Annotated in this window: 25 protein-coding genes; 8 read left to right on the forward strand and 17 right to left on the reverse strand. The window is 72.1% G+C overall.

Annotated elements, in window-relative coordinates; all coding sequences use genetic code 11:
• Positions 1–35: 35 nt before the first annotated feature.
• Entirely contained in the window at positions 36–473 is a 438-nt protein-coding gene (locus tag JI751_RS02780) for a DUF2177 family protein (protein WP_201933120.1), read from the forward strand.
• A 12-nt stretch (positions 474–485) separates the two neighbouring features.
• Here the strand turns inward: JI751_RS02780 and JI751_RS02785 are convergent, their stop codons facing one another.
• The gene (locus JI751_RS02785) at positions 486–827 is read right to left on the reverse strand and encodes a UBP-type zinc finger domain-containing protein (RefSeq protein WP_201933122.1); all 342 of its coding nucleotides are present in this window, start codon (positions 825–827) and stop codon (positions 486–488) included.
• Positions 828–844: 17 nt separating this feature from the next.
• The gene (locus JI751_RS02790; protein ID WP_201933124.1) at positions 845–1,294 is read right to left on the reverse strand and encodes a DUF2087 domain-containing protein; all 450 of its coding nucleotides are present in this window, start codon (positions 1,292–1,294) and stop codon (positions 845–847) included.
• Between the two features lie 288 nt (positions 1,295–1,582).
• On the opposite strand from JI751_RS02790, the gene JI751_RS02795 reads away from it, so the two are divergent.
• Both JI751_RS02795 and JI751_RS02800 read left to right on the forward strand, forming a co-directional pair.
• Positions 1,583–2,080, forward strand: a complete 498-nt coding sequence (locus tag JI751_RS02795; RefSeq protein WP_236665525.1) for a hypothetical protein — start codon at positions 1,583–1,585, stop codon at positions 2,078–2,080.
• Positions 2,081–2,179: 99 nt separating this feature from the next.
• A complete protein-coding gene (locus JI751_RS02800; RefSeq protein ID WP_201933127.1) occupies positions 2,180–2,803 on the forward strand; it encodes a LysE family translocator in 624 nt (207 codons plus the stop codon).
• Positions 2,804–2,813: 10 nt separating this feature from the next.
• Here the strand turns inward: JI751_RS02800 and JI751_RS02805 are convergent, their stop codons facing one another.
• Complete coding sequence (locus JI751_RS02805; RefSeq protein ID WP_201933130.1) at positions 2,814–3,167, reverse strand: hypothetical protein; 354 nt, start codon at positions 3,165–3,167, stop codon at positions 2,814–2,816.
• 170 nt (positions 3,168–3,337) lie between these two features.
• Positions 3,338–4,345 (reverse strand): TerC/Alx family metal homeostasis membrane protein, encoded by a 1,008-nt coding sequence (locus tag JI751_RS02810; RefSeq protein ID WP_201933134.1) that lies wholly within the window; start codon positions 4,343–4,345, stop codon positions 3,338–3,340.
• A gap of 183 nt (positions 4,346–4,528) precedes the next feature.
• Here JI751_RS02810 and JI751_RS02815 point away from each other — a divergent pair, with 183 nt between their 5' ends.
• Complete coding sequence (locus tag JI751_RS02815; RefSeq protein ID WP_201933136.1) at positions 4,529–5,941, forward strand: dihydrolipoyl dehydrogenase family protein; 1,413 nt, start codon at positions 4,529–4,531, stop codon at positions 5,939–5,941.
• Between the two features lie 117 nt (positions 5,942–6,058).
• On the opposite strand, the gene JI751_RS02820 is transcribed toward JI751_RS02815, so the two are convergent.
• Positions 6,059–7,255 (reverse strand): ATP-binding protein, encoded by a 1,197-nt coding sequence (locus JI751_RS02820; RefSeq protein WP_201933138.1) that lies wholly within the window; start codon positions 7,253–7,255, stop codon positions 6,059–6,061.
• Positions 7,256–7,417: 162 nt separating this feature from the next.
• Between JI751_RS02820 and zwf the strand changes: the two genes are divergently transcribed.
• On the forward strand, positions 7,418–8,839 hold the full coding sequence (gene zwf, locus JI751_RS02825) for a glucose-6-phosphate dehydrogenase (RefSeq protein WP_201934529.1): 1,422 nt from the start codon (positions 7,418–7,420) through the stop codon (positions 8,837–8,839).
• Here the strand turns inward: zwf and JI751_RS02830 are convergent, their stop codons facing one another.
• Positions 8,840–9,103 (reverse strand): hypothetical protein, encoded by a 264-nt coding sequence (locus JI751_RS02830; protein WP_201933139.1) that lies wholly within the window; start codon positions 9,101–9,103, stop codon positions 8,840–8,842.
• Between the two features lie 207 nt (positions 9,104–9,310).
• Between JI751_RS02830 and JI751_RS02835 the strand changes: the two genes are divergently transcribed.
• Complete coding sequence (locus tag JI751_RS02835) at positions 9,311–10,192, forward strand: Fpg/Nei family DNA glycosylase (protein WP_201933140.1); 882 nt, start codon at positions 9,311–9,313, stop codon at positions 10,190–10,192.
• A gap of 103 nt (positions 10,193–10,295) precedes the next feature.
• Here JI751_RS02835 and JI751_RS02840 read toward each other — a convergent pair whose 3' ends face one another.
• The 3 genes from JI751_RS02840 to aat all read right to left on the reverse strand — a co-directional run bounded on the left by JI751_RS02840 (position 10,296) and on the right by aat (position 12,027).
• Complete coding sequence (locus JI751_RS02840) at positions 10,296–10,676, reverse strand: ClpX C4-type zinc finger protein (RefSeq protein WP_201933143.1); 381 nt, start codon at positions 10,674–10,676, stop codon at positions 10,296–10,298.
• A gap of 96 nt (positions 10,677–10,772) precedes the next feature.
• Positions 10,773–11,267 carry a hypothetical protein gene (locus tag JI751_RS02845; protein WP_201933146.1) on the reverse strand — a complete coding sequence of 165 codons (495 nt, stop codon included), beginning with the start codon at positions 11,265–11,267 and terminating at the stop codon, positions 10,773–10,775.
• 67 nt (positions 11,268–11,334) lie between these two features.
• Entirely contained in the window at positions 11,335–12,027 is a 693-nt protein-coding gene (gene aat / locus JI751_RS02850) for a leucyl/phenylalanyl-tRNA--protein transferase (protein WP_307813739.1), read from the reverse strand.
• A gap of 73 nt (positions 12,028–12,100) precedes the next feature.
• On the opposite strand from aat, the gene JI751_RS02855 reads away from it, so the two are divergent.
• Together JI751_RS02855 and JI751_RS02860 are read left to right on the forward strand one after the other, a co-directional pair.
• Positions 12,101–13,441 carry a calcium-binding protein gene (locus JI751_RS02855; protein ID WP_201933154.1) on the forward strand — a complete coding sequence of 447 codons (1,341 nt, stop codon included), beginning with the start codon at positions 12,101–12,103 and terminating at the stop codon, positions 13,439–13,441.
• A gap of 52 nt (positions 13,442–13,493) precedes the next feature.
• Positions 13,494–14,171 (forward strand): EcsC family protein, encoded by a 678-nt coding sequence (locus JI751_RS02860; protein ID WP_201933160.1) that lies wholly within the window; start codon positions 13,494–13,496, stop codon positions 14,169–14,171.
• A gap of 4 nt (positions 14,172–14,175) precedes the next feature.
• On the opposite strand, the gene JI751_RS02865 is transcribed toward JI751_RS02860, so the two are convergent.
• From JI751_RS02865 to JI751_RS02900, 8 genes are all read right to left on the reverse strand, one after another.
• Positions 14,176–14,718, reverse strand: coding sequence for an NUDIX hydrolase (locus tag JI751_RS02865; protein WP_201933162.1), 543 nt, complete (start codon positions 14,716–14,718; stop codon positions 14,176–14,178).
• Positions 14,719–14,846: 128 nt separating this feature from the next.
• Positions 14,847–15,461 (reverse strand): maleylpyruvate isomerase N-terminal domain-containing protein, encoded by a 615-nt coding sequence (locus JI751_RS02870; protein ID WP_201933165.1) that lies wholly within the window; start codon positions 15,459–15,461, stop codon positions 14,847–14,849.
• 4 nt (positions 15,462–15,465) lie between these two features.
• Positions 15,466–16,659 (reverse strand): hypothetical protein, encoded by a 1,194-nt coding sequence (locus JI751_RS02875; RefSeq protein WP_201933167.1) that lies wholly within the window; start codon positions 16,657–16,659, stop codon positions 15,466–15,468.
• Positions 16,656–17,780 (reverse strand): hypothetical protein, encoded by a 1,125-nt coding sequence (locus JI751_RS02880; RefSeq protein ID WP_201933169.1) that lies wholly within the window; start codon positions 17,778–17,780, stop codon positions 16,656–16,658. Before JI751_RS02880 ends, JI751_RS02875 begins: the two co-directional genes overlap by 4 nt.
• A complete protein-coding gene (locus tag JI751_RS02885) occupies positions 17,777–18,862 on the reverse strand; it encodes a hypothetical protein (protein WP_201933172.1) in 1,086 nt (361 codons plus the stop codon). The genes JI751_RS02880 and JI751_RS02885 overlap by 4 nt, the downstream gene beginning before the upstream one ends.
• A gap of 59 nt (positions 18,863–18,921) precedes the next feature.
• Complete coding sequence (locus tag JI751_RS02890) at positions 18,922–19,848, reverse strand: hydroxymethylglutaryl-CoA lyase (RefSeq protein WP_201933173.1); 927 nt, start codon at positions 19,846–19,848, stop codon at positions 18,922–18,924.
• Positions 19,841–21,793 (reverse strand): acetyl/propionyl/methylcrotonyl-CoA carboxylase subunit alpha, encoded by a 1,953-nt coding sequence (locus JI751_RS02895; protein WP_201933174.1) that lies wholly within the window; start codon positions 21,791–21,793, stop codon positions 19,841–19,843. Before JI751_RS02895 ends, JI751_RS02890 begins: the two co-directional genes overlap by 8 nt.
• A 112-nt stretch (positions 21,794–21,905) precedes the next feature.
• Complete coding sequence (locus JI751_RS02900; RefSeq protein ID WP_201934530.1) at positions 21,906–23,456, reverse strand: carboxyl transferase domain-containing protein; 1,551 nt, start codon at positions 23,454–23,456, stop codon at positions 21,906–21,908.
• Between the last annotated feature and the right edge of the window lie 39 nt (positions 23,457–23,495).

The following is a 23,495-nucleotide window of genomic DNA, read 5'->3' on the forward strand; positions in this document are numbered from 1 at the left end:
AGATGCACCGTGGACCGCTCTGGGAGGGTGGCGTCATGACCACCGAGGCCACGCCGCGCGCTCTCGCCGTCCAGTACGTCGTGGCCGCGGTCGCGTTCTGCCTCCTCGACGCGGTCTGGCTCGGCACCCTCGCCCAGCCCACCTACGACCACTTCCTCGGTGACCTGCTCGCCAACTCACCGAACCTCGGCGCGGCCGTGGCCTTCTACGCGATCTTCGTCGCTGGACTGGTGTGGTTCGTCATCGCGCCGGCACTGGCCGCGGCGTCGTGGCGTCGCGCGGCGGGCTCGGGTGCGTTCTTCGGGTTCGTCACCTACGCCACGTGGGACCTGACGAACCTCGCCGTGCTGCGCGACTTCCCCGTGGGCCTGGTGCCCATCGACCTGGCGTGGGGGACGGTCCTCGCGGCGAGCGTGTCCGTCGCGACCTACGCAGTGGTGCGTCGGCTGGGGATCGGTACGACCGAGGGCTGAGCCGGGTCGGGCTCAGTGGACGTGCTGCCGCCAGTCGTCGGGCACGCGACCGGCGGGGCCGGGCACCGGCTGGTCCTCGGGGTGGCTCTGCGGGTCGGCCAACCGCGGCCCCTCGAGGCCGACGGAGCGCTCGAAGTCCCAGAACCAGTCCTCGCCGGGCTCGAAGCTCTGCATGACCGGGTGGCCCGACGCCTCGAAGTGGGCGGTCGCGTGCTGGCCCGGGCTCGAGTCGCAGCAGCCGATGTGGCCGCACTGCGCGCACCGGCGCAGGTGCACCCACCAGCCGCCGGCCTCCTCGCACTCGACGCACCCCGGGCCGGACGGGGCCACGGCAGGATCGATCCCCTCGCTCATGGCCCCACCCTGCACCGTCACGGTCCGCTGAGGAAGCCCTCCAGCCAGTGGCCTTCCCACGCCGGGATCTCCTGCCGCTCGATCGGGGACCGCGCGGGAGCGTGGGCCGCGGTGCGGTAGCGGCCGTCCTGACGCTCGAGGTAGCGGTAGTTCACCAGCTCGCGGCGGAGGTAGGCGAAGTCCTCGTGCACCCCGAGCAGCACCTCGTTGACCTCCCGCTCGGCGTACTCACGGCCCGGCTCGAACCGCGCGAGCACCTCCAGCAGCACCGCCGCGCGGACCTTGCGCCTGGCCGGGACGTGCGCGATGCGGCCGTCGGTGAAGAGCCGGCCGACCAGCCGCTCCTGCTCCGCCCGCGCCGCGTCGTACGCCTCCTGCTCGAGCGACGCGCGCGCCGCGGTGTAGCTCTCACCGGTCCCGGCCATGCGTGCGCGCACGACCTGCTTGAAGTCACTGTCCCTGGTCATCTCGATCACCTTCGACTGCGCTGCGTCCCCAGCACGCCGCTGCAGCGGGCGTCATCGATGTGACTCACGGAGGTGGTGCGCCCGAGGATCCGCTCCCCTTCGCCACCTCGCTCGGGCTGGGGCCGACGCGCCTGGCTGGGCGTTGGACGACGCCCTCGGCGGTGAGTCTCCCAGAGACTCGCGGGCCACGGCAAAGACTTTGCGCGGGGGTTGACCCCGCACGAGGGTCTTGGTCAGGTGGAGTGAGCGGCGAGCCCATCGGGGGTCTCGCCACTGACGTACGGAGTCATGCGCATGCGCATTGCGATCAACAGGTTCCTGCTCACCTTCCTGGCCTCGCTGATGGCGGTGGCCGGGCTGGCCGGCCCCTCGCACGCGGTCACCAAGCTGACCGACGCCCAGGCGGCGAGCCAGCTCTCGGCGGTCGGCATCACCCGCGTGTCGAGCGGCGGCTGCACGACCCGCAGCATCTCCACCTGCACGTCCTACGAGCAGATCAACCAGGAGACGGTCAGCGGGATCAAGACCTTCAAGTCCATCAGCGGCTGCGCCATCACGATCACCGGCGGCACGGAGGTCGGCCACGCGTCGGGCACCTACAGCCACTACAACGGCTACAAGGTCGACGTGAGCCCCACGACCTGTGTCTCCAGCTACATCACCAGCCACTACTCCTACTCGGGGGTGCGCGGTGACGGGGCGACGCTCTACACCGCCCCCTCGGGCAACGTCTACGCCCGCGAGAGCAACCACTGGGACATCACCTACTACACCTGCGGCTGCTGACCGGCCCCCTCGCTGGTCGAGGTGCGAGGCTCGCTCCGCTCGCACCTCGACCAGCGAAATGGTGTGAGCGATCGAGCGTCCGTGCCCCACACTGGGGCCATGCCGTCGTCCAGCCAGTGGCTCGCGTTCCTCGTCGCCTCGATCCTCTTCATCCAGGTGCCGGGCCCGAGCCTGCTGTTCACCATCGGCCGGGCCCTCACGGTCGGCCGTCGTGAGGCGCTGCTGTCGGTGGTCGGCAACGCGATCGGGCTGATGGCCCAGGTCGCCCTCGTGGCGATCGGCCTCGGCGCGGTCGTCGCGGCCAGCGCGACGGCGTACACCGTGGTCAAGCTGCTCGGAGCGGCGTACGTCGTGTGGCTCGGGATCCAGGCCATCCGCCACCGCGCCGACGCCCGGCTCGCGATGGCAGACGCCGCGCCGGTGCGACGCGGGCACCCGGTGCGCATCGGCTTCACGGTCGGCGCGACCAACCCCAAGACGATCGTCTTCTTCGTCGCCTTCCTCCCGCAGTTCACCGACCCCACCGGGTCGGTCGGGCTCCAGACGATGCTGCTCGGGCTGGTCTTCGGCGTGCTCGCCATGGCCTCCGACGGCACCTGGGCGCTCGCCGCGGGTGCCGCTCGCACCTGGTTCGCCCGGCGGCCGCAGCGTCTCGACACCCTCAGCGCCACCGGCGGCACGATGATGATCGGCCTCGGCGCGACGATGCTCACCGTCGACTGAGGCCGCTCCGTCAGGCCGACGGCTCCCACACGTGCAGCGCCGCGAGCGTGCGCTCGAGCAGCGCGACCGAGCGGTCGGTCACGTCGAGCGGCACCGCCACGGTCGTGGTGGCGTCGAGCACGCAGGCGACGTGCCGCCCGGGTGCCGACGTCACCGTGGCTCCGGACCAGTCCGCGACCGGGACCCCGAGCTCCGAGCACAGGAGGGTGTAGAGCGGCGAGTCGGTGTCGGCACAGCCGCCGAGGTGGACCACCGCTGCGTCCGCGACGTCCTCGGTGGACGTGCGCGCCCACGGTGGCGTGGTCGGTGACTCGGGGATGTCGTCGTCGAACGACGGCTCGTCGTACAGGACGTACTGAAACATCGCTCACCCTCCAGTTCCGGCGTGGATTCAGTGATTTTTCTCCCGAGTCTCCGTCTTTTCTTCTGGACACGACGGTAGGGCCTCGCCACGTGACACGCCGGCACGTACGGATTTGTGGAGATCTCGTTGCCCCCGCGACACCCACCGCGGGGGCCACGAGCGTGGTCTGTCTAGACCACCGGGGTGCGATCGACCGGCTCGTCCTCGTCCGTGGAGGTGGCCTGTGCCTTCGCGCGCTTGTTGGCGACCAGGCTCGTGGTGATCGTGACGCCCAGGATGCCGAGGATCACGAACAGCGACATGAGCGTCGGCACGTCGGGCACCGACGGCCAGACCAGGTGCGCCCAGTGGAGCACCAGCTTGAACCCGATGAACCCGAGGATCGCGGCCAGGCCGTAGCTGAGGTGCTCCAGCGCGCCGAGCGCTCCCTCGAGGACGAAGTAGAGCGCGCGGAGGCCGAGCAGGGCGAAGGCGTTGGTGACGAAGACGAGGTAGGGGTCACCGGTAATGCCGTAGACGGCGGGCACCGAGTCGACCGCGAAGACCACGTCGGTCGCGAAGACCGCGACCGTCACCAGCGCGAACGGCGTCAGGGCGCGGGCGCCGAACTTGTGCACGGTGAACTTCGCGCCGTCGTACTCGTCGCTGACCGGCATGAACCGCTTCATCACCTTGACCACGCGCATCTCCGCGACGTCGACCTCGTGGTCGTGGCCGGAGATCGCGTCGCGCAGCAGCTTGACGCCGGTGAGCAGCAGCACGAGGCCGAAGACCAGGAAGACCCAGTCGAAGCGGGACAGCGCGGCCGCACCGAGGGCGATGAAGATGCCGCGCAGCACGAGCGCACCGACGATGCCGTAGAGCAGCACCCGCTGCTTGAGCACCTCGGGCACCGCGAACGCCGCGAGCAGCAGCATGAAGACGAAGAGGTTGTCGACGCTGAGCGTCTTCTCGACGAGGTAGCCGGTGTAGTACTCCAGCCCGCGATCGCCGCCGTGGGCGTTCCAGACGTAGAGGCCGAAGAGCAGCGGCAGGGCGACGTAGAACGCCGACCAGGCGACGGCTTCCTTCATCGACACCTCGTGCGGGCGACGGGTGGCGATGAAGTCGACGACGAGCAGGGCGAGCACCACGCCGATGGTCAGGAACCACAGAGTGGGGGACGCGATGGACGACATGGGTCTCCTCAGGATGGATGTCCTGAGGTCTCTCCCGCCTCACCGTGGTGAGGCCGCTCGCCGAGGCGCCTGCTGAGGCGCCGTAGTGACCGACGAGTGTTGGCGGGGTACTCCCCTCACTCCCAGTTTAGTTGAACCGGCAAGCGCATCCCAAGTCCACGGCGGACACGTATCGTCCACGACATGGAGACACGGGAGTACGACGTCGTCGTGATCGGCGGCGGTCCGGCGGGGGAGAACGCGGCGCAGTACGCCGTCGAGGGCACGGGCATGTCGAGCGCGATCGTCGAGCGCGAGCTGCTCGGCGGCGAGTGCAGCTACTGGGCCTGCATGCCCAGCAAGGCGCTGCTGCGACCGATCGCGGTGGCCGACCTGACCGCCGACCTCGGCGGCGTCTCGACCGCGCACGTGGCGCCGAAGGCGCTGCTCGAGCGGCGCGACTACTGGGTCTCGAGCTACGACGACGCGGGCCAGGACACGTGGGCCGACGGCGCCGGCATCGCGGTCGTCCGCGGCGCCGGTCGGCTCGTCGGCGAGCGCACGGTCCGGGTCACGTCGTCGGACGGCGACGTCGACGTCGTCGCCCGCCGGGCGGTCGTGATCGCGACCGGCAGCGAGCCTGTCGTGCCCCCGATGTACGCGGACGCCCTCCCGTGGGGCTCCCGCGACGCCACCGGAGTGGTCGAGGTGCCCGACCGGCTGGCCATCGTCGGCGGCGGAGTCGTGGCCTGCGAGGCCGCGATCTGGATGAAGGCGCTCGGCTCGGACGTCACGCTCGTGGTGCGCGACCAGCGGCTGCTCGGGCGAACCGAGCCCTTCGCCGGCGAGGCCGTGCTGGCCGGCCTGCGCGAGCGCGGGATCACCGTCCACCTCGGCACCGAGGTGAGCGACGTACGCCGTCAGTCACCGGAGGCGACCGGGATCGGCCGGGTCCACGGCGGGACCGTCACCCTCACCACGTCGGCCGGCGAGCTCGAGGCCGACGAGCTGCTCCTCTCGATCGGCCGGACGCCGCGGCTCGACGACCTCGGCCTCGACTCCGTCGGCCTCACCGCCGACGACGTGTCGGCCGGGCGGCTGCCAGAGTGGCTGCACGCCGTGGGTGACGCGAGCGGCGGTCCGCCGCTGACCCACTGGGGCAAGCACCAGGCACGCGTCGTCGGTGCGCGGATCGCCGCGGCTGCCGCCGGCGAGGTCGCGTGGGAGCCGGACCGCGAAGCGCCCGTCCCGCAGGTCGTCTTCAGCGACCCGGAGGTGGCGAGCGTCGGGATGACCGAGGCCGAGGCACGTGCCGCCGGCCACGACGTCGTCGTCTCGCGGGTGCCGACCTCGTCAGCCGCGGGCACCGGCCTGCTGCGCGACACCGTGGTCGGGGACTCGCAGGTCGTCGTCGACGCGAGCACGCACCTGCTGCTCGGCGCGACGTTCGTCGGCGTCGAGGCCGGGGAGCTGGTCCACGCCGCGACGGTCGCCATCGTCGGCGGGGTCCCGGTCCACGTCCTGCGCCACGCGGTGGCGTCGTACCCGACCGCCTCCGAGCTCTGGCTCCGGCTCCTCGAGGAGCTGCCCGCCGAGCTCCGCCGCCCGCCTGCCTGACCTGCGTCTCGCTGGTCGAGGAGGTCGCGCAGCGACCGTCACGCAACCAGATCCAGGGAGACCGGGTCTCGTGACGGGACTTCGTCCCTCCTCGACCACCGGTAGGTGGGGAACGGGTCAGCCGCGCTCGCGCAGGTAGCGCCCGAAGTGGGGGACGGTGAAGGCGATGCGGCCGCGCTCGCCGGAGTAGACGAGGCCCTTCTTGAGGAGTGAGTCGCGGGCCGGGGAGAGCGACTGCGGCTTCTTGCCGAGCCGCGCCGCGACGTCGGCGCTGGGCACCGAGTCCTCGTCGTCGGAGGGTCGCTCGGCGGCGACGTCGGCCATCGCCATCAGGTAGTCGCGCTCCCCCGGCGTCGCGCGCTCGTAGCGGGAGCCGAAGAACCCGACCGCCAGCTCGGACTGCGCCTCGGGCGCCGCGACCGCGACGTCCGCGGCGGTGATCGGCGAGCGGGGCGCGAGGTCCCACACGGCCTTGCCGTAGGCCTGGATGAAGTAGGGGTAGCCGCCGGTGGCGTCGTACATCGCGGCGAGCGCGTCGTCCTCGAAGGCGGCGTCCTCGTCGGCGGCCGGCGCCTCGAGCGCGCGGTCGGCGGCCTCGCGCGCGAGCCGGTCGATGCGCTGGTAGCGGAAGAGCCGCTCGCTGTAGGACTTGCTCGCACTCAGCACCGCGGGCAGGTGCGGCAGTCCGGCGCCGACGACGATCACCGGCAGTCCCGACTGGCTGAGCTCGTGGCAGGCGGCGCACAGGGCCGAGACGTCGTCGGCGCCGAGGTCCTGCATCTCGTCGATGAAGATCCCGACGCCCTTGCCGACGTCGGCGGCGAGCCCTCCGAGGTCGGTGAAGAGCTCGACCAGGTCGATCTCGATGTCGCCGGAGTCGGCGCGACCGCGTACGGCCGGCGCGTCGATGCCCGGGCTCCACTGGTCCTTGAGCTTCGCGGCCGTCCCGGCGTCGCGGTGGGCGAAGGACTTGATGACGCCGAGCACGTGGTCGACGGACTCCTCGTCGCCGTGGCCGAGCTCGCGGACGGCCTGGTGCAGCGCGCTGCTCAGCGGTCGGCGCAGACCCTGCCCGGGGCGGGCCTCGAGCTTGCCGGTCCCCCAGCCCTTGCGCACCGCCGCGCCACGGAGCGCGTTGAGCAGCACGGTCTTGCCGACGCCGCGCAGGCCGGTGAGCACGAGGCTGCGCTCGGGCCGGCCCTTGGCGACGCGCTCGAGGACGACCTCGAAGGCGGCGAGCTGCTCGTCGCGGCCGGCCAGCTCCGGCGGGCGCTGGCCCGCGCCGGGGGCGTACGGGTTCCGGATGGGGTCCACGATCAGACGCTATCGGGGAATCTACGAATTTCCTGATACGCCGGGATACTCGGCGAGTCACGCATTCGGTGCCACGATCGACCCGTGAGCGAGTCGCACGAGCCGCAGACCATCTCCTACCCGGCGGAGTCGCGGGCGAGCTCGCGCTACGCGCACGAGCGGATGGATCCGCACGTGATCGTCCTCTTCGGCGCGACCGGCGACCTGGCGCGGCGCAAGCTGCTGCCCGGGCTGGCGCACCTCGTCGTCTCCGACCTGGCTCCCGAGATCCGCATCGTCGGCACCTCGCTGGAGGACCTGGACGACGCGCAGTTCAAGGAGTTCGCCCGGACCGCGGTCGAGCAGTTCGCCCACAAGGAGCTCACGGCCGAGCAGTGGGACCACTTCGACGACAACCTCACCTATGTTCCCCAATCCGCAGGACCCGACGCCCTGGCCGCGGCGGTCCACCGGGCAGAGCAGGCGCTCGGCGAGGACGTACGCCGTCTCCACTACCTCTCCGTGCCGCCCAAGGCCGCGCTGCCCGTGATCGACATGCTCCGCGAGGCCGACCTGGTCAAGCGGGCGCGGGTGGTGATGGAGAAGCCCTTCGGGACCGACCTCTCCTCGGCGATCGAGCTCAACGCCAGGGTCCACCAGACCTTCGCCGAGTCGCAGGTCTTCCGGATCGACCACTTCCTCGGCAAGGAGGCGGCGCAGAACATCCTGGCGTTCCGGTTCGCCAACGGGCTCTTCGAACCCATCTGGAACCGCAACTTCATCGACCACGTGCAGATCGACATCCCCGAGACCCTCGGCCTCGACCAGCGGGCCAACTTCTACGAGTCGACCGGCGCCTACAAGGACATGGTCGTCACGCACCTCTTCCAGGTGCTGGCGTTCGTCGCGATGGAGCCGCCCACGGCGCTCGAGCCGCGCGCGATCAGCGAGGAGAAGAACAAGGTCTTCCGCTCGCTGATGCCGATCGAGACCAGGGACGTCGTGCGGGGCCAGTTCACCGGCTACACCGACCTCCCCGGCGTGTCCCCCGACTCCGACACCGAGACGTTCATCGCGATGGAGTGCCGCCTCGACAACTGGCGCTGGGCGGGCGTGCCGTTCTACCTGCGCACGGGCAAGGAGATGGCCGAGGGCAAGCGGATCATCTCGATCGCCTTCCGCGAGGCGCCGCGCTCGATGTTCCCCGCCAACTCCGGCGTCGGGTCGGCCGGGCCCGACCACCTCACCTTCGACCTCGCCGACGAGTCCAAGGTGTCGCTGTCGTTCTACGGCAAGCGCCCCGGTCCGGGGATGCGGCTCCAGAAGCTGTCGATGCAGTTCTCCACCGGCGAGACCGAGACGGCCGGCGACGTGCTCGAGGCCTACGAGCGGCTCATCCTCGACGCGATGCGCGGCGACCACACGCTCTTCACCACCGCCGAGGGCATCGAGTCGCTGTGGGACCGCTCCCGCGCGCTGCTCGACGACCCGCCGCCGGTGAAGCCGTACGCACCGGGGACCTGGGGACCCAACGCGATCCACCAGCTGGTGGCGCCGCACGCCTGGCGGCTGCCCTTCGAGCGGGAGTGGCGCGCGAAGAAGTAGTCAGCCCGCCTGGTGCGGTTGCTCCAGCCGCGCGACCCGCTCGCGCGCGGTGTCGTAGGCCTCGTCGAGGCCCTGGCGCAGCAGCGCGATCAGGTCGGGCACCTCGTCGGCGGCGAGCCGGAAGGTGCCGGCGCACACGTTGTCGCGCCACAGCGACAGCACGACGAGCTGCGACTCCTGGTGCCAGGTGACGCGCAGCGAGCGGTCCTCACCGCGGGGGTCGAGGAAGACCGCCCCGGTGCGAGGAGTGCGCGGCTGTGCCATGCGCCATTCTGACCCCGCGTCGGTGGTTCTGCCTAGGGCGCGTCTGTCACGTCTCGGCCGTCGCGAGCGTCGTCCTGCGGAGTGCATCGCAAGGCGGAGGAGGGAGGCGATGCGCCAGCATCGACGACTGACGACAACGCAGCGAGGTGCCCGTAGGGCGGCGCGCAGCAGGCCATGGACGTGAGAGACACGCCCTAGACTCCTTGCGTGCCCGAGCTGCCCGAGGTCGAAGCCCTCGTCCAGGACCTGCGCGGTCGTCTGGTCGGCCGCGCGATCAGCCGCGTCGACCTGACCGCGTTCAGCGCGCTCAAGACCTTCGACCCGCCGCTGCACGCACTGCACGGCACGCTGGTCGACGACGTGACCCGGCACGGCAAGTTCCTCGACATCGACGCGAGCGGGGTCCACGTGGTCATCCACCTCGCGCGAGCCGGCTGGATCCGGTGGCGCGACGAGGTGCCAGCGCTGCCCGCGCGCCCCAACAGCAAGAACCCGCTCGCCGCGCGGGTGGTGATCGACGACCCCGACCTCGACGTCCAGCCGGGACTCGACATCACCGAGGCCGGCACCCGCAAGGGGCTGGCGATCTACGTCGTCCGCGACCCGCAGGAGGTCGAGGGCGTCGCGCGGCTCGGCCCCGACCCGCTCGGCGACGACTTCACGATCGACGTGCTGTCCGAGATCCTCCAGCGGGAGGGCCGCAAGCAGATCAAGGGCGTGATGCGGATGCAGTCGATCATCGCCGGCATCGGCAACGCCTACTCCGACGAGATCCTCCACGCGGCGAGGATGTCGCCCTACAAGCCGGCCAGCAGCATCGAGGGCGACGAGCTCCAGACGCTCTACGACGCCGTGCGCGGCACGCTGGGCGACGCCGTGCGCCGCTCGAGCGGGCTCGCCGCCAGCGAGCTGAAGGGCGAGAAGAAGACCAACCTGGCCGTGCACGGCAAGACCGGGGAGAAGTGCCCGGTGTGCGGCGACGTCGTGCGCGAGGTGTCGTTCGCGGACTCGAGCCTGCAGTACTGCGCGACCTGCCAGACGGGCGGCAAGCCGCTCGCGGACCGGCGGACGTCGAAGTTCCTGAAGTGACCGTGGCCTGAAATGAGGCAACGGGCGTCGGTCCGACCCACCCCCGTGAAGTCCGACCGACGCCCGGCACTGTCAAGCGTACCTTGACTCAGGCCTGATCGTCTCACGCCGTCTCGGACTTGTCTCCACCTTTTCTGGCAAAACGCTCCCAGGCGGCCTGCCGGGACACACCGAGGGTGCGGCCGATCTCGGCCCAGGAGATGTTGCGCTCGCGGAGCAGGTCGACCCACTCGTGCGCGAAGGCGTTGTTCTGCTCCGCGGACGCCATGATCTGCGGGAGCGTCGCGAGCACCTCCGCGTCGGACATCGCCTCCCAGGGGAAGGCACCCTTCGACGCTGCGCGCTTCTCCGGGTCGTGGAGGAGAGCGTGGAAGTCGTCGATGCAGGTCTCGCAGACCTGCGCACCGAGGCCGCCGACGAGCTGGAGGTCGCGCGAGCCCGGCGTGGCGCAGAACGAACAGATCTTTCCCTCGCGCGCGACCATCATGTCGTCCTCTCCCTGACCCCTCGCTTCGATGCTACCCGCCCCACCCTGACACCGCCGGGGTCAGTTCGGGCGGTCTAGCACCCCCCGGACGGACTAGTTGGAGTCGGGCATCTCCGGCAGGTCGAGGTTGTCGAGCGGGTTGCCGCAGGTGTCGGTGAGGTACTTCTCGAAGGCGGCTGCCTGCTTCTTGGCCTCGGCCGAGGCGTCCTTGCCGCCGGCCTCGAGCTCCTCGAGCTTCTCGATCGAGAAGTCGGAGGCGTCGATCTCGTTGGCCTGCTCGACGACCGCCTCGAAGCCCTTGCGTGCGTCGTCCGGGATGTCCTCGGGGGTGCCGACCTCCTCGAGCTTCGAACCCCAGTCCTTGACCGCCTCGGCCATCTGCTCGTCGCTGGGCAGCTCGGGGTTGGCCATGTCCTCGGGCAGGAGGTCCTCGAGGAGGCTCGACTGCGTCTGGCAGAACTCCTTCTCGGACGCGTCCGTGGGGGCTCCGCCACCGGCACCTCCGCCGCAGGCGGACGCCGCGGCGCCGATCAGGAGCACGGTGGCGCTGACGGTGAGGCGGGTGCGGGACGTGGTGCGGATGGCCATGGTTCTCCCCCTGGTGTCGCTCGGTCGCACGCGGTGGCGTGGTGGTCGGCGCCCACCCTTGCGCGTCTCACCCCTCGTCGTCCACCCGGAAGGGTGCCGGCGGCGGGAGCCGGAGGCACGCCTCGAGCGACTCGAGGTACTCCGCCCGCGGACGGCGTACGACGCCGAGCGAGGCCAGGTGCGGCGTCTGCCACTGCACGTCGAGCACCCGGCAGTCGGCGTGCTGGTCGCGGAGCAGGTCGACCAGGGCGAGCAGCGCCACCTTGGACGCGTCGCGCTCGACGTGGAACATCGACTCGCCTGCGAACAGCCCGCCCACGCTCACGCCGTAGAGCCCGCCGGCGAGCCGGCCGTCACGCCACGCCTCGACCGAGTGGGCCCAGCCGAGGCGGTGCAGCCGACCGTAGGCCTGCCGGAAGTCGGCGTTGATCCAGCCGTCCGGCCGGTCCGGGCTGCCGCACGCGGCCACCACCTCGTCGAAGGCGGTGTCGATGCGGATCTCGAAGTCCCGCGCCGAGCGTCGCAGCGACCGCGACACCCGCATGCCGTCCAGCGGCAGCACGCCCCGCTCGACCGGGGAGAACCAGCCGAGGTGCTCCTCGGCGCCCAGGGTCACCGGCATCGGGAAGAGCCCGAGGCCGTAGGCGGTGACGAGGGTGCCCGGCTCGAGGTCCGCCCCGACCGCGACGAGGTCGTCCTCGGGGTCCCACGACGACCGGGGCGGGAAGCCCCACGGCGTCGGGGCGGGGGCGATCGGCACCTCCCGAACGTAGTCGACAACCGATGCCGGCCGCCGCGCGTCGTACTGCCCGAACCCGATCTCGGAGGACGACATGCGACGTACGACGACCCTGACCGCTCTCGCCGGCCTGCTGGCCCTGCCGCTGGGCCTCGGGCTGACGGGCACACCGGCCCAAGCGGCCGAGACGTGCGACGGGGTGGTCGCGACCATCGTCGTCACGCCGAAGCCGGGCTCGTTCGGGACCGACCCGGTCGTCGGGACGCCGGGCGACGACGTCATCGTCGGGACCGCGCAGGCCGACGACATCGACGGCGCCGGGGGCAACGACAGGATCTGCGGGCTCGCCGGTGCCGACGACCTGACGGGTGGCCCGGGCGACGACCGCCTGTTCGGTGGCCTCGACGAGCGGTACTTCCCCGACGACGACTACTTCGGCGACACCATCGCGCCCGGGCCGGGCGACGACCACGTCGACCTCGGCCACGACCCCGAGTCCGAGGACCTGTTCGACCTCGACATCGGCTACTGGGACCGGGTGTCCTACGCGGACGCCACCGGTCCCGTGGTCGTGGACCTCGGAGCGGGCACCGCGACCGGCGAGGGAACGGACACCTTCGCCCCCATCACCCTCGGCGGCGGCATCGAGGGATCGGCGTACGACGACCGGCTGACGGGCCACGACGGTCCGGACTGGATCGCCGCCGGCGGCGGTGACGACGTCGTCGCCGGCGAGGGAGGCGACGACCTGATCGACGCCGACGACCTCAGCCGCTACCGGTCCCGCGGCGCCGACCCCCAGCCGGGCGACGACGTCGTCGACGGCGGCGCGGGCAACGACGACATCGTGGGCGGTCACGGTGCTGACGTGCTCTCCGGAGGGTCCGGGGACGACTCGCTGCGGTCGGACGCCGGCAGCGGGACACGGGTCCTCGGCGGCCCCGGTCGCGACGTCGTCGGCGGTTCGGGCGACACCGTCGCCGACGGCGAGGGCGGCCGCGACGTCCTGTGGGCGGTGGTCGACGAGCCCGGCGTGGTCGAGGTCGACGGTGGGGCCGGTCGCGACGAGGTACGCCTCGACGTGATGCGCGACCTGCCCCGGGGCACGCGCGTGGTCATCGGACGCACCCGAGGAGTCGTCGCGATCGAGGGCGAGCCGGTCGTCCGCTTCTCCTCCGCACCCCGTCTCGACCTCAACGCGATGCACGCCGGCCCGGTCACCTGGTACGGCACCGGCGGCGACGACGTGGCCGACCTCGAGAACAGCAACCGCGCAGTGCGCGCCTACGGTCGCGGCGGGGACGACCGGATCACCGGCAGCTGGGCGCGCGACGTCCTTGACGGCGGGCCCGGTCGCGACCGCCTCGACGGCAGCAGCGGGCGCGACCGGTGCCTACGCGGCGAGCGGGTGTCGTCGTGCGAGCGGCGCCGCTGACGCCCGCCCTCCTGTACGGCACCGGGGTGGCACCCGACCGTACGATCGGGGCATGGGCCTCAAGTCGACCGTCGGACGCCAGCTCGCGCCGCGCATCCAGGACCTCGCTCCCGGGCTGACCTCGGGCTTCGTGCGCGAGGCGCTCAACCGGGCGATCGACGGCGTCGGGCCGCTCGCGCCCGCCGCCGTCGCCGCCGACAAGCAGCTCGACGAGCAGCGCGGGAGCGTGGACCGCGCGATCCACGAGGTCATCGAGAACAACGTCCGGTTCGCCGGCGCCCAGGGGTTCGTGACCAACGTCGGCGGCCTGGTGACGATGGCGGTGACCATCCCCGCCAACGTCACCGGCCTGGCGCTGATCCAGTGCCGGATGGTCGCCGGCATCGCCCACCTGCGCGGCCACGACCTCGACGACCCGCGCGTCCGCAACGCGATCCTCGCGCTGCTCCTCGGCGAGGACCAGGTCAACGACCTGGTGAAGCGGAAGAAGATCCCGAGCACGCCGATGGCCATCGCCACCGCACCGGCCCACGACCCGACGATCGACGGCGTCGTCTCCGCCGTCGTGGCGACCGACATCATCGCCCGCGTGGCGGGCAAGCGGCTCGCCACGACCGTCGGTCGCCGGGTGCCGGTGGTCGGCGGCGTCGTGGGTGCCGGGGCCGACGGCTACGCCACCTGGAAGATCGGCCGCTACGCCGACCGGGAGCTGCTCCCGCGCAAGAAGTAGGTCCCTACCGGAGCAGTCCCCGCACGTGGGCGTCGAGGACCACGTCAGCGTGGATCGGGTCATCAGCCCGCAGGAACTCAGCAGCCTCATGGACCGGGAGCGCCAGCACCTCGACGACCTCCTCGCCGTCCGGCGGGTTCAGCGGCTCACCCGTGATCTCGACATGCGCCACGGCATAGGCCCAGTAGGAGCGAGGGTGCGGGAAGTACGGCTTGTACGGCGCCTCCCGGTCGCTGTCCGCCTCGTGCGCCGAGAAGAAGTGCAGGTCGCCGACGAGGGCGGCGCCCGCCTCCTCCCGCAGCTCGCGGCGAGCGAGCTCGACGAGCGACTCCCCTTCCTCGCGCGTCCCGCCGGGCAGGAAGCGCCAGCCCTGGGAGCTGCGGCAGACCACCACGTCGCCCGCGTCGGTCAGCGCCACGAGGTGCAGTCGCGTGACCAGCTCGTCCTTCGCGATGCCGCTGACGTACCTGATCCTCGCCTCGGCGTAGTCGACGTAGACCTCACCCACGAGCGCGGGGAAGGGTTCGTCCTCGTCGACAGCGTCCATGGCCCGAGCATGTCATCCGGCCTGGGCCCGTGCTGGCGTGTGACGCCGGGGGTAGTCCAGTGAGGGATGGTCGTTGATCGAGACCTTGCACGACCATCCCTCACTGGACTACCGATGGGCGAGCCCGGTCAGAGGACGGTGAAGGCCTCGGGCAGTCCGTCCCGGCCGAGCAGGGCCCGCAGGACCGGGCCTGCATGGCCGCCGGAGACGGCCAGGCCGGCGACCAGCTCGAGGGCGGCGGCCGCGGGCCGGGGCGGGACGTCGGTCGGCAACCCGAGTGCGGACGCCAGGTCGATCGTGTGGGCGACGAGCTCGAAGGTGCGCGTCGGTAGGTAGTCCGCCAGGCGCATGCCGCCGGCGATGGTCTCGATGACCTCGTCGCCCGTGCACCTCTCGACGATCGGCACCACGCGGGCGGCGATCTCGGCGACTGCGGCGGCCGGGTCCGGGCCCAGGGCGACGCCGGCGTCCCGACCCCGGGCGGCCACGTCGGGGCCGGCCGCGACGGCGCTCGTGGCCGCGAAGTAGCCGATCGCCGACGGGACCACCACGGACGTGGCCGGCCGCGAGACGTACGCCTCCACGGTGAGGAGCGCGCGACTCGTGTGTCCGACCAGGCTGCGCACGTCCCACTCGCCGAGCCCGGGTCCGGTCCACGCGCCGTCGACGCGCGCGACGGTGGCGACGAACCAGTCGGCCGCCTCCGCGAAGGCGAGGTACACGTCCTCCCACGACCGTCGCACGGTGCTACTGCTTCCGACCGCGCGCCCGGCGATAGGCGTCGAGGGTGCCGCGACCGGCGGCACTGTCCTCGAGCGAGGTCACGATCTTGCGCTTGACGCGGTAGGAGGGGGTGAGCCGGGCGCGGTCGCGCTCGTCACGGGCCTCGCGCAGCTCCTCGTGGAGCCGCTCCTCGACCGCACGGAGGCGGGCGCCCTCGACCAGCAGGGCCGAGATGGCGTCGAGGGCGGGCGGGAGGAGCTCGTCGGCGGGGACGGTGTCGGGGTCCGCGAAGGTGCCGAGTGCAGGCCCGAGCAGGTCGTCGAGCGACCCGCTGACGTCATACCCACGGTCGGCCATCGCCTCGACCCAGCTGCGGCACAGCTCCTGCGCCCACGCGTGGTCGCCGGGCGCGAGGCCGAGGCGCGCTGAGGCGACGCCGCGCGACAGCGTCTGGTGGGCGAGCAGCTCGCGGACGAGCGGGCGGTAGTCGGGCGGCGCGATGACCGAGGTGACGCGCTGGTTGATGGTGCGCAGCAGCGAGGTCTCGGGCACGCCGAGCGACGGGTTCTCGCGCTCGGCGGCGAGGTCGAGGTCGAGCCCGTCGAGGCCGAAGGTGTGCGAGAACCGCCGCCACAGCTCACCGCGGTCGGAGCCCGACGGCGGCACGGTCACCAGGTGCACCTGCGACGGCGGGAGCGAGGCACCCCAGCGGTCGAGGATGTCGGGGATCTCCTGCACCGCCCAGAACCACGAGCCGATCTTCGAGTCGCGCGCGGGGTCGCGGATCGTCCTGAGGAACGAGGCGTAGGTGATGTGGCTGCGGTGCTTGACGTTCTCCTGCCACTCCGCCGGGATCTGGCGTACGAGGTCGCGCGCCGACAGCACGAGGTGGACCTCCGCGTCGCCGAGCGAGTCGAGCGCGCGCGCCACCTGCGTCGGTGTCGCGCGGGCGAAGATCTCGTGGCTGATGATCGCGGTGCCGTGCCAGTCGCGCACCTGCGCGGCGAGCGAGTCCCAGGCGCCGACCGCCTCGGTCTCCAGCCCGCCCCACGGCAGCGTCATCAGGTCGAGCGCGGCGAGGAAGTGGGCGTCGAAGCGGTCGGCCGGGTAGAGGATGTCGTGCTCGCGCAGGACCTTCTGGTTCCGGAAGAGGACGTCCTGGAGGTAGGACGTGCCGGTCTTGGGGCAGCCGACGTGGAGCAGGACCTTGGTGCTCACCGCTCCACCTCCTCTCGTCGCTGCCTCTCACGCCGCCAGCCCGGGTCGACGACCATCCGGATCGCCAGGTCCAGCACCTGCCGGTCGTCGGGACCGGACGGGACGGACGACGTCGGTGCCGGGCGCGGCTGGAGGTCCGCGACGTCGCCGACGACAGAGTAGCCACGACGGGTCACGGCCCGGACGGTGCGGGCCGCGGACCGCGCCACCCACTCGTGCTCACGGGCGGGTACGCCGACGGGCGCGGCGCCGCTGTCGGGGATCCGCCGCTGCAAGGTCCGCATCAGTCCCGGACGCTCCTGCCGGTCGACCCGGAGCCCGACGACGGCAGCGACCCGGCGCGCGAGCTCGGCCTGGTCGGCACCGGGCACGCGCACGACCGGCAGCGACCGGACGCCGACCTGGCGCGGCAGCCGGTCGAGGTCGGTGACGACCCGGACGAACGGGCGGCGCCCGCCCCAGCGGCGTACGGACGCCACCAGGTCGGCACGGTCGGGCAGCTGGTCGCGCTCGCGCCAGAACCGCAGCCACTCGGCCCACGGCGTCGCGCCGGTCTCGAAGCAGCGCTGGGTCCAGGTGCGGGCGAGCAGCTCGTCGAGCGGTCGGCCGATCGCGACCACGAACGGGCGCGGACCACCCTCGGGACGGCCCACGCCCAGCAGGTGCTCGCGGGTCGCGGTGGCCACGAGCGGGTCGCCGACCAGGCGGATCCGGCGCCGCCACGGCCGCGGCCAGCTGGTGGCCACCGGGTCGGCGCCGAGGGCGACCAGGTCGTCGGCGAGCAGGACGCTCGCCACCCGGAGCAGCTCGTGGGCGCTGATCGTCTCGGGGTCGACCGCCGCAGCGCCGAAGCCGCGGTGCGGGAGCCCGACGAGCGGGAGGTCGGCCTTGCCGCGCCCGGCGGCCGGCGCGGCGAGCACGCGGTCCGCGAGCTCGGGGGTCACGGGACCTCGGGGGTCGAGGTTGAGCCGGCGCAGCAGCTCGAGCTGCTGGGCACCGGGCAGCGGGCGCGCGGTCGGCGTGCCGGTGGCCGACCACGCGAGCCAGGGCGTCGTACCCCCGTCACGCAGGTGCGCGACCCAGCCGTGGGCGCGCGCGGACGGGTCGGTGGTGCCGGTCAACGGTCGCGCAACCGGCGTACGGTCTGGCGCACCTTGTCGCTCACGGTGTCGGCCGCTGCACGGCTGGCGGCTTCCTGGGTCATCACGGCGAGCGCGTCGAGGGCAGCCCCGAGCTCGAGCTTGGCGCGCACGCGGTCGGGGTTGCGCCACACCTCGCCCTCGGCCGGGCGCCGGGGGCGGAGGTCCTCGACGTCACCGATGACGTCGACGCCGCTGCCCTTCACCCAGTCGATCCAGGCCTGCGCGCGCTCCTCGGCGAAGTCGAAACGCTCGGGCGGCAGCCGCACCGGGATCGCTGCGCGGGAGACCAGCACCTCCTGGGCGAGCACCTCACGGATGAGGTTGTCGTAGGCCGGCTCGCGCCACACGCCGAGCTCGAGGCGACGATTGAGCTTGCGCAGCAGCGAGGTCTCGGCGATGCCGAGCGACCGGTTGTCGCGCTCGGAGTCCAGTGGCGCCCAGGCAGGGTCGATGCTGAAGGCACGGCAGAAGCGCAGCCACAGCTCGTCGCCGTTGGGACCCCGGTCGTGCGGGACGGTGACCACGTGGACCCGCTCGGGCGGCAGCTTGGCGCCCCACTGCGACAGCACGCGCGGCAGGTCCATCGCGTTGAAGAACCACGTCTGGCCCCGCTCGACCTTGGTCAGGAAGCGCTTGAACGGCCACTTGCGACCTTGCTTGATCGACTCCTGCCACGCGGCGGGCAGCTGGCGGCCGAGGTCGCGCGCGGAGTAGACGACGTGCACCTCGTTGCCGGCGAGGTCGTTCATGGCCTTGGCGATCTTGTCGGGCTTGGCACCGGCGAGGATCTCGTGGCTGATGACGACGTTGCCGTCGGCGCGATTGACCCGCTTGACCATGGCGTCCCACGCACCGTTGGCGTGGCCGGGAGAGCCGCCCCAGTCCTGGTCGAGCAGGTCGAGCGCCGCGCGGAAGTGGAACAGGTCCGAGCGACCACCGCGGCCCACCGGCACGGTCACACCGTGTCGGGTCAGCGACGACGCATTGAGCAGCAGCCGGTCCTGGAGGTAGGTCGTCCCGGTCTTGGGCGCACCGATGTGCAGGTGGACGACACGGCTCATGGCGCTGATTGTGCCAGTCGACAGGCCCCGTCAGTTTCCCCGGCTACCCGGCGATCGCGTCACGCGCCCAGCGCTCGGACGACGGCGCTGGGGCTCGGACGGCCGAGGTGCGCGGCCATCCAGACGCTGGTCGCGACCACGGCGTCGAGGTCGACCCCGTGGTCGATGCCGAGCCCGGTCAGCATCCACAGGAGGTCCTCGGTGGCGAGGTTGCCGGTCGCCGACTTCGCGTAGGGGCAGCCCCCGAGGCCGCCGGCGCTCGCGTCGAACGTGGTGATGCCGGACTGCAGCGCGGAGTAGGTGTTGGCGAGCGCCTGGCCGTAGGTGTCGTGGAAGTGCATCGCCAGCCGGTCGGTGCCGACACCCGCGTCCGCGAAGGCTGCGACGAGCGCCGTGACGTGCCCGGCAGTGGCGACGCCGATGGTGTCGCCGAGGCTGAGCTGGCTCGCGCCGAGGTCGAGGAGCCGGGTGCCGGCGGTGACGACCTGCTCGATCGGGACGGCGCCCTCCCACGGGTCGCCGAAGCACATCGAGACGTAGGCGCGGACGTCCATCCCGGCCTCGTGTGCGCGCTCCACGGTCGGCTCGAACATGGCGAACTGCTCGTCGAAGGTGCGGTTGAGGTTCTTGGTCGCGAAGGTCTCGGTCGCGCTGCCGAAGATCGCGACGTGCTCCAGGCCGAGCGCGAGCGCCCGGTCGAGGCCGCGCTCGTTGGGCACCAGCACGGGGAGGTGCCGACCCTCCTCGCCGAGGTCGGTCATCAGCTCGGCGGCGTCGGCGAGCTGCGGCACCCAGCGGGGGTGCACGAAGCTGGTCGCCTCGACGATCGGCAGGCCGGCGGCGACGAGGCGTCGTACGAACTCGGCCTTGACCTCGACCGGGACGATCGCCTTCTCGTTCTGGAGACCGTCACGCGGACCGACCTCGTAGATCGTGACGGCGGACGGCAGGCCGTCGGCGCGGACGGTCATCGGGAGGTCAGCCATCGGACGGCTCCACGGTGAAGAGCGCGGCGCCGAGCTTGACGAGGTCGCCCACCGCGGCGCCGACCGTCGTCACCGTGCCGGCGAAGGGCGCCTTGAGAGCGAGCTCCATCTTCATCGCCTCCATCACGCCCAGCGTCTCACCCTCGGCCACGGCCTGGCCCTCGGCGACGTTGACCGCGAGGACGGTGCCGGGCATCGGGGCGAGCAGGGTGCCGTCACCGGCCGCGCCGGCGTGGTCGGCGAACGGGTCTGGCCTGTCGAACACGAAGCGCTGCCCCCGGTGCAGCACCTCGACGGCCGACGAGGTGCCGCGCACGGTCGCGTGCTCGCGCCGTCCGTCGACCTCCGCGTCGATCCACGCGTGCCGGCCCGACTGGTGGGACTCGAAGACGACGACCGACGCAGAGGCGGGCTCGACGGTGACCGGGCCGTCGACGTCGACGACCACCGGTGCGGGCTCGCCGCCCATCCGCCACCCGTCGGTCCGCCACGGGTCGCTCGTCCCGTCCTCGCGGGGCGCCAGCGCGTGGGCGGCGAGGAGCCGGGCCAGGTCGCGGTCGGGGGCCGGCACCTCGTGGTGGTCGAGCCACGCCGTGTCGATCGTCGCGTCACGGAACTCGTCCGAGCGGGCGAGCGCCGCGAGGAACCCCGTGTTGGTGGTGAGGCCGAGGATGTGGGTGCTCTCCAGACCCCGGACCAGCCTCCGGCGCGCGTCCTCCCGGTCCCGACCCCAGGCGATCACCTTCCCGAGCATCGGGTCGTAGGCCGTCGTCACCTCCTGGAAGGACTCGAGGGCGTGGTCGACGCGCAGGCGCCCGACGACCGCCCCGGTGTCGTGGTCGTGGTCGGACTCGACGCCGTCCGCGAAGTGCGCGCCCGGCCACGTCACCTCGGTCGCGACGCCGGCCTGCGGGAGGAAGCCGTGGAACGAGTCCTCGGCGTAGACCCGGGCCTCGATGGCGTGGCCGTGGAGGGTGATCGCGTCCTGGGCGAACGGCAGCGGCTCGCCGGTCGCGACGAGGAGCTGGAGCTCGACGAGGTCGACCCGCTCGCTCCCCTTCTCGGACCGGACCCGGGTGACCTCCTCGGTGACCGGGTGCTCGACCTGGAGGCGGGTGTTCATCTCGAGGAAGTAGAACTCGCCGGTGGCGTTGTCGAGCAGGAACTCGACCGTGCCGGCGCCGGTGTAGCCGCACTGCGCGGCCAGGGCGACCGCGGAGCTCGTGATCGCGGCCCGCTGCTCGTCGCTGATCGTCGGGGCCGGCGCCTCCTCGAGCACCTTTTGGTGGCGACGCTGGGTGGAGCAGTCGCGCTCGAAGAAGTGCAGGACGGTGCCGTGGGTGTCCCCCATGACCTGCACCTCGATGTGACGACCCGACTCGACGTACTTCTCGACGAGGATCGTGTCGTCGCCGAAGGAGGACCGGGCCTCGCGCTGCGCGGCGGCGAACGACTCGTCGTACTCGCTCGCCGAGCGCACGACGCGCATGCCCTTGCCGCCACCGCCGGCCGCGGCCTTGACCAGCACGGGATAGGAGAAGGAGTCCTTGTCGTCCGCCAGGGAGTACGACGGCACGACCGGCACCCCGGCCGCCACCGCGACCTCTCGGGCGGCGTCCTTGCGGCCCATCGCGTCCATCACGTCGGCCGACGGGCCGACCAGGGTGATGCCGGCGTCGGCCAGCGCGCGGGCGAAGGGCGCCCGCTCGGACAGGAAGCCGTAGCCGGGGTGGACGTAGCCCGCGCCTGTCTCGCGCGCGGCCGCCACGACCTCGTCGATGTCGAGGTAGGAACCGACCCGCACCGCCCGGTCGGCCGCGCGCACGTGGGGCGCGTCGGCGTCGAGGTCGGTGTGGATGGCGACGCATCCCCAGCCGAGGCGCTTCGCCGTACGCATCACGCGCAGCGCGATCTCGCCGCGGTTGGCGATCAAGAGGGTGTTCATGGGTTCTCCTGGTCCTGGTGGCCGGGTCTCGTGACGGTCGCTGCGCGACCTCCTCGACCAACGGTGCCGCTGGTCGAGGAAGGACGAAGTCCTGTCACGGGACCGAGGCCCATCACATGCGGAAGATGCCGTAGGACGGCTCGGGGATCGGGGCGTAGGACGTCGCGGCGAGGGCCATGCCGAGCACGCGGCGGGTGTCGGCGGGGTCGATGATCCCGTCGTCCCAGAGCCGGGCGCTGGCGTAGTAGGGCGAGCCCTGGGTCTCGTACTGCTCGCGGATCGGGGCCTTGAACGCCTCGACCGCCTCCTCGTCCTGCAGGTCGGTGCGCACGGTCGCGAGGACCGAGGCGGCCTGCTCGCCGCCCATCACCGAGATCCGCGCGTTGGGCCACATCCAGAGGAAGCGCGGGTCGTAGGCCCGACCGCACATGCCGTAGTTGCCGGCGCCGAAGGAGCCGCCGATGACGACGGTGAACTTCGGCACCACGCTGCACGCGACCGCGGTGACCAGCTTGGCGCCGTCGCGCGCGATGCCGCGGTTCTCGTACTCGCGGCCGACCATGAAGCCGGTGATGTTCTGCAGGAACACCAGCGGGATCTTGCGCTGGTTGCACAGCTCGATGAAGTGCGCGCCCTTGAGTGCCGACTCGCTGAACAGGATGCCGTTGTTGGCGACGATGCCGACCTCGTGACCGAAGATCCGGGCGAAGCCGCACACGAGCGTGTCGCCGTAGAGCTTCTTGAACTCGTGGAACCGGCTGCCGTCGACCACGCGCCGGATCACCTCACGCACGTCGTAGGGCGTGCGGGTGTCGGTGGGTACGACGTCGTAGAGCGAGTCCGCCGGCTCGTGCGGCTCCTCCACCTCGGCCCTCGGCTCGCGGGCCGGGCTCACCGCGGGGAGGGTGTCGACGATCGAGCGGACGATCGCCAGCGCGTGGGCGTCGTCCTCGGCGAGGTGGTCGACGACCCCGGACGTACGCGCGTGGACGTCGCCGCCGCCGAGGTCCTCGGCCGTCACGACCTCGCCGGTCGCGGCCTTCACCAGGGGCGGGCCGCCGAGGAAGATCGTGCCCTGGTTGCGCACGATCACCGTCTCGTCGGACATCGCCGGGACGTAGGCGCCGCCGGCGGTGCACGAGCCCATCACGCTGGCGATCTGCGGGATCCCCTGCGCCGACAGGTTGGCCTGGTTGAAGAAGATCCGGCCGAAGTGCTCGCGGTCGGGGAACACCTCGTCCTGCATCGGCAGGAAGGCGCCGCCGGAGTCGACGAGGTAGATGCACGGCAGGTGGTTCTCCAGGGCGATCGCCTGCGCGCGGAGGTGCTTCTTGACCGTCATCGGGTAGTAGGTGCCGCCCTTGACGGTGGCGTCGTTGGCCACGATGACGCACTCGCGGCCCGAGACCCGGCCAATGCCGGCGACGACCCCTGCCGACGGGACGGCGTAGTCGTCACCCTCTCCCCCGGACCCACTGCCGTACATCCCGTAGCCCGCCAGCGGCGCCAGCTCGAGGAACGGGCTGCCGGCGTCGAGCAGCCGGTCGACGCGGTCGCGGGCGAGCAGCTTGCCCCGGTCGGTGTGCTTCTTCCGCGCGCTCTCCGAGCCGCCCTGCCGGACGCGGGCGAGCCGCGCGCGCAGGTCGTCGACGAGCTCGCGCATGGTCGGGGTGCTCACGGGTGAGGTCTCGGACACCCGGCT

This window comes from Nocardioides baculatus, assembly GCF_016735675.1.
Lineage (GTDB): Bacteria > Actinomycetota > Actinomycetes > Propionibacteriales > Nocardioidaceae > Nocardioides > Nocardioides baculatus.

Bases quoted from the DNA above. Each gene is read 5' to 3' on its own strand.
- JI751_RS02900 (WP_201934530.1), bottom strand. From the start codon at position 23,456: ATGCGCGAGCTCGTCGACGACCTGCGCGCGCGGCTCGCCCGCGTCCGG.
- JI751_RS02810 (WP_201933134.1), bottom strand. From the start codon at position 4,345: ATGTCGTCCATCGCGTCCCCCACTCTGTGGTTCCTGACCATCGGCGTG.
- JI751_RS02805 (WP_201933130.1), bottom strand. From the start codon at position 3,167: ATGTTTCAGTACGTCCTGTACGACGAGCCGTCGTTCGACGACGACATC.
- JI751_RS02785 (WP_201933122.1), bottom strand. From the start codon at position 827: ATGAGCGAGGGGATCGATCCTGCCGTGGCCCCGTCCGGCCCGGGGTGC.
- JI751_RS02830 (WP_201933139.1), bottom strand. From the start codon at position 9,103: ATGGCACAGCCGCGCACTCCTCGCACCGGGGCGGTCTTCCTCGACCCC.
- JI751_RS02895 (WP_201933174.1), bottom strand. From the start codon at position 21,793: ATGAACACCCTCTTGATCGCCAACCGCGGCGAGATCGCGCTGCGCGTG.
- JI751_RS02865 (WP_201933162.1), bottom strand. From the start codon at position 14,718: ATGGACGCTGTCGACGAGGACGAACCCTTCCCCGCGCTCGTGGGTGAG.
- JI751_RS02845 (WP_201933146.1), bottom strand. From the start codon at position 11,267: ATGGCCATCCGCACCACGTCCCGCACCCGCCTCACCGTCAGCGCCACC.
- JI751_RS02780 (WP_201933120.1), top strand. From the start codon at position 36: ATGACCACCGAGGCCACGCCGCGCGCTCTCGCCGTCCAGTACGTCGTG.
- JI751_RS02790 (WP_201933124.1), bottom strand. From the start codon at position 1,294: ATGACCAGGGACAGTGACTTCAAGCAGGTCGTGCGCGCACGCATGGCC.
- JI751_RS02800 (WP_201933127.1), top strand. From the start codon at position 2,180: ATGCCGTCGTCCAGCCAGTGGCTCGCGTTCCTCGTCGCCTCGATCCTC.
- JI751_RS02860 (WP_201933160.1), top strand. From the start codon at position 13,494: ATGGGCCTCAAGTCGACCGTCGGACGCCAGCTCGCGCCGCGCATCCAG.
- JI751_RS02890 (WP_201933173.1), bottom strand. From the start codon at position 19,848: ATGGCTGACCTCCCGATGACCGTCCGCGCCGACGGCCTGCCGTCCGCC.
- JI751_RS02855 (WP_201933154.1), top strand. From the start codon at position 12,101: ATGCGACGTACGACGACCCTGACCGCTCTCGCCGGCCTGCTGGCCCTG.
- zwf (WP_201934529.1), top strand. From the start codon at position 7,418: ATGGATCCGCACGTGATCGTCCTCTTCGGCGCGACCGGCGACCTGGCG.
- JI751_RS02885 (WP_201933172.1), bottom strand. From the start codon at position 18,862: ATGAGCCGTGTCGTCCACCTGCACATCGGTGCGCCCAAGACCGGGACG.
- JI751_RS02795 (WP_236665525.1), top strand. From the start codon at position 1,583: ATGCGCATGCGCATTGCGATCAACAGGTTCCTGCTCACCTTCCTGGCC.
- JI751_RS02840 (WP_201933143.1), bottom strand. From the start codon at position 10,676: ATGGTCGCGCGCGAGGGAAAGATCTGTTCGTTCTGCGCCACGCCGGGC.
- JI751_RS02815 (WP_201933136.1), top strand. From the start codon at position 4,529: ATGGAGACACGGGAGTACGACGTCGTCGTGATCGGCGGCGGTCCGGCG.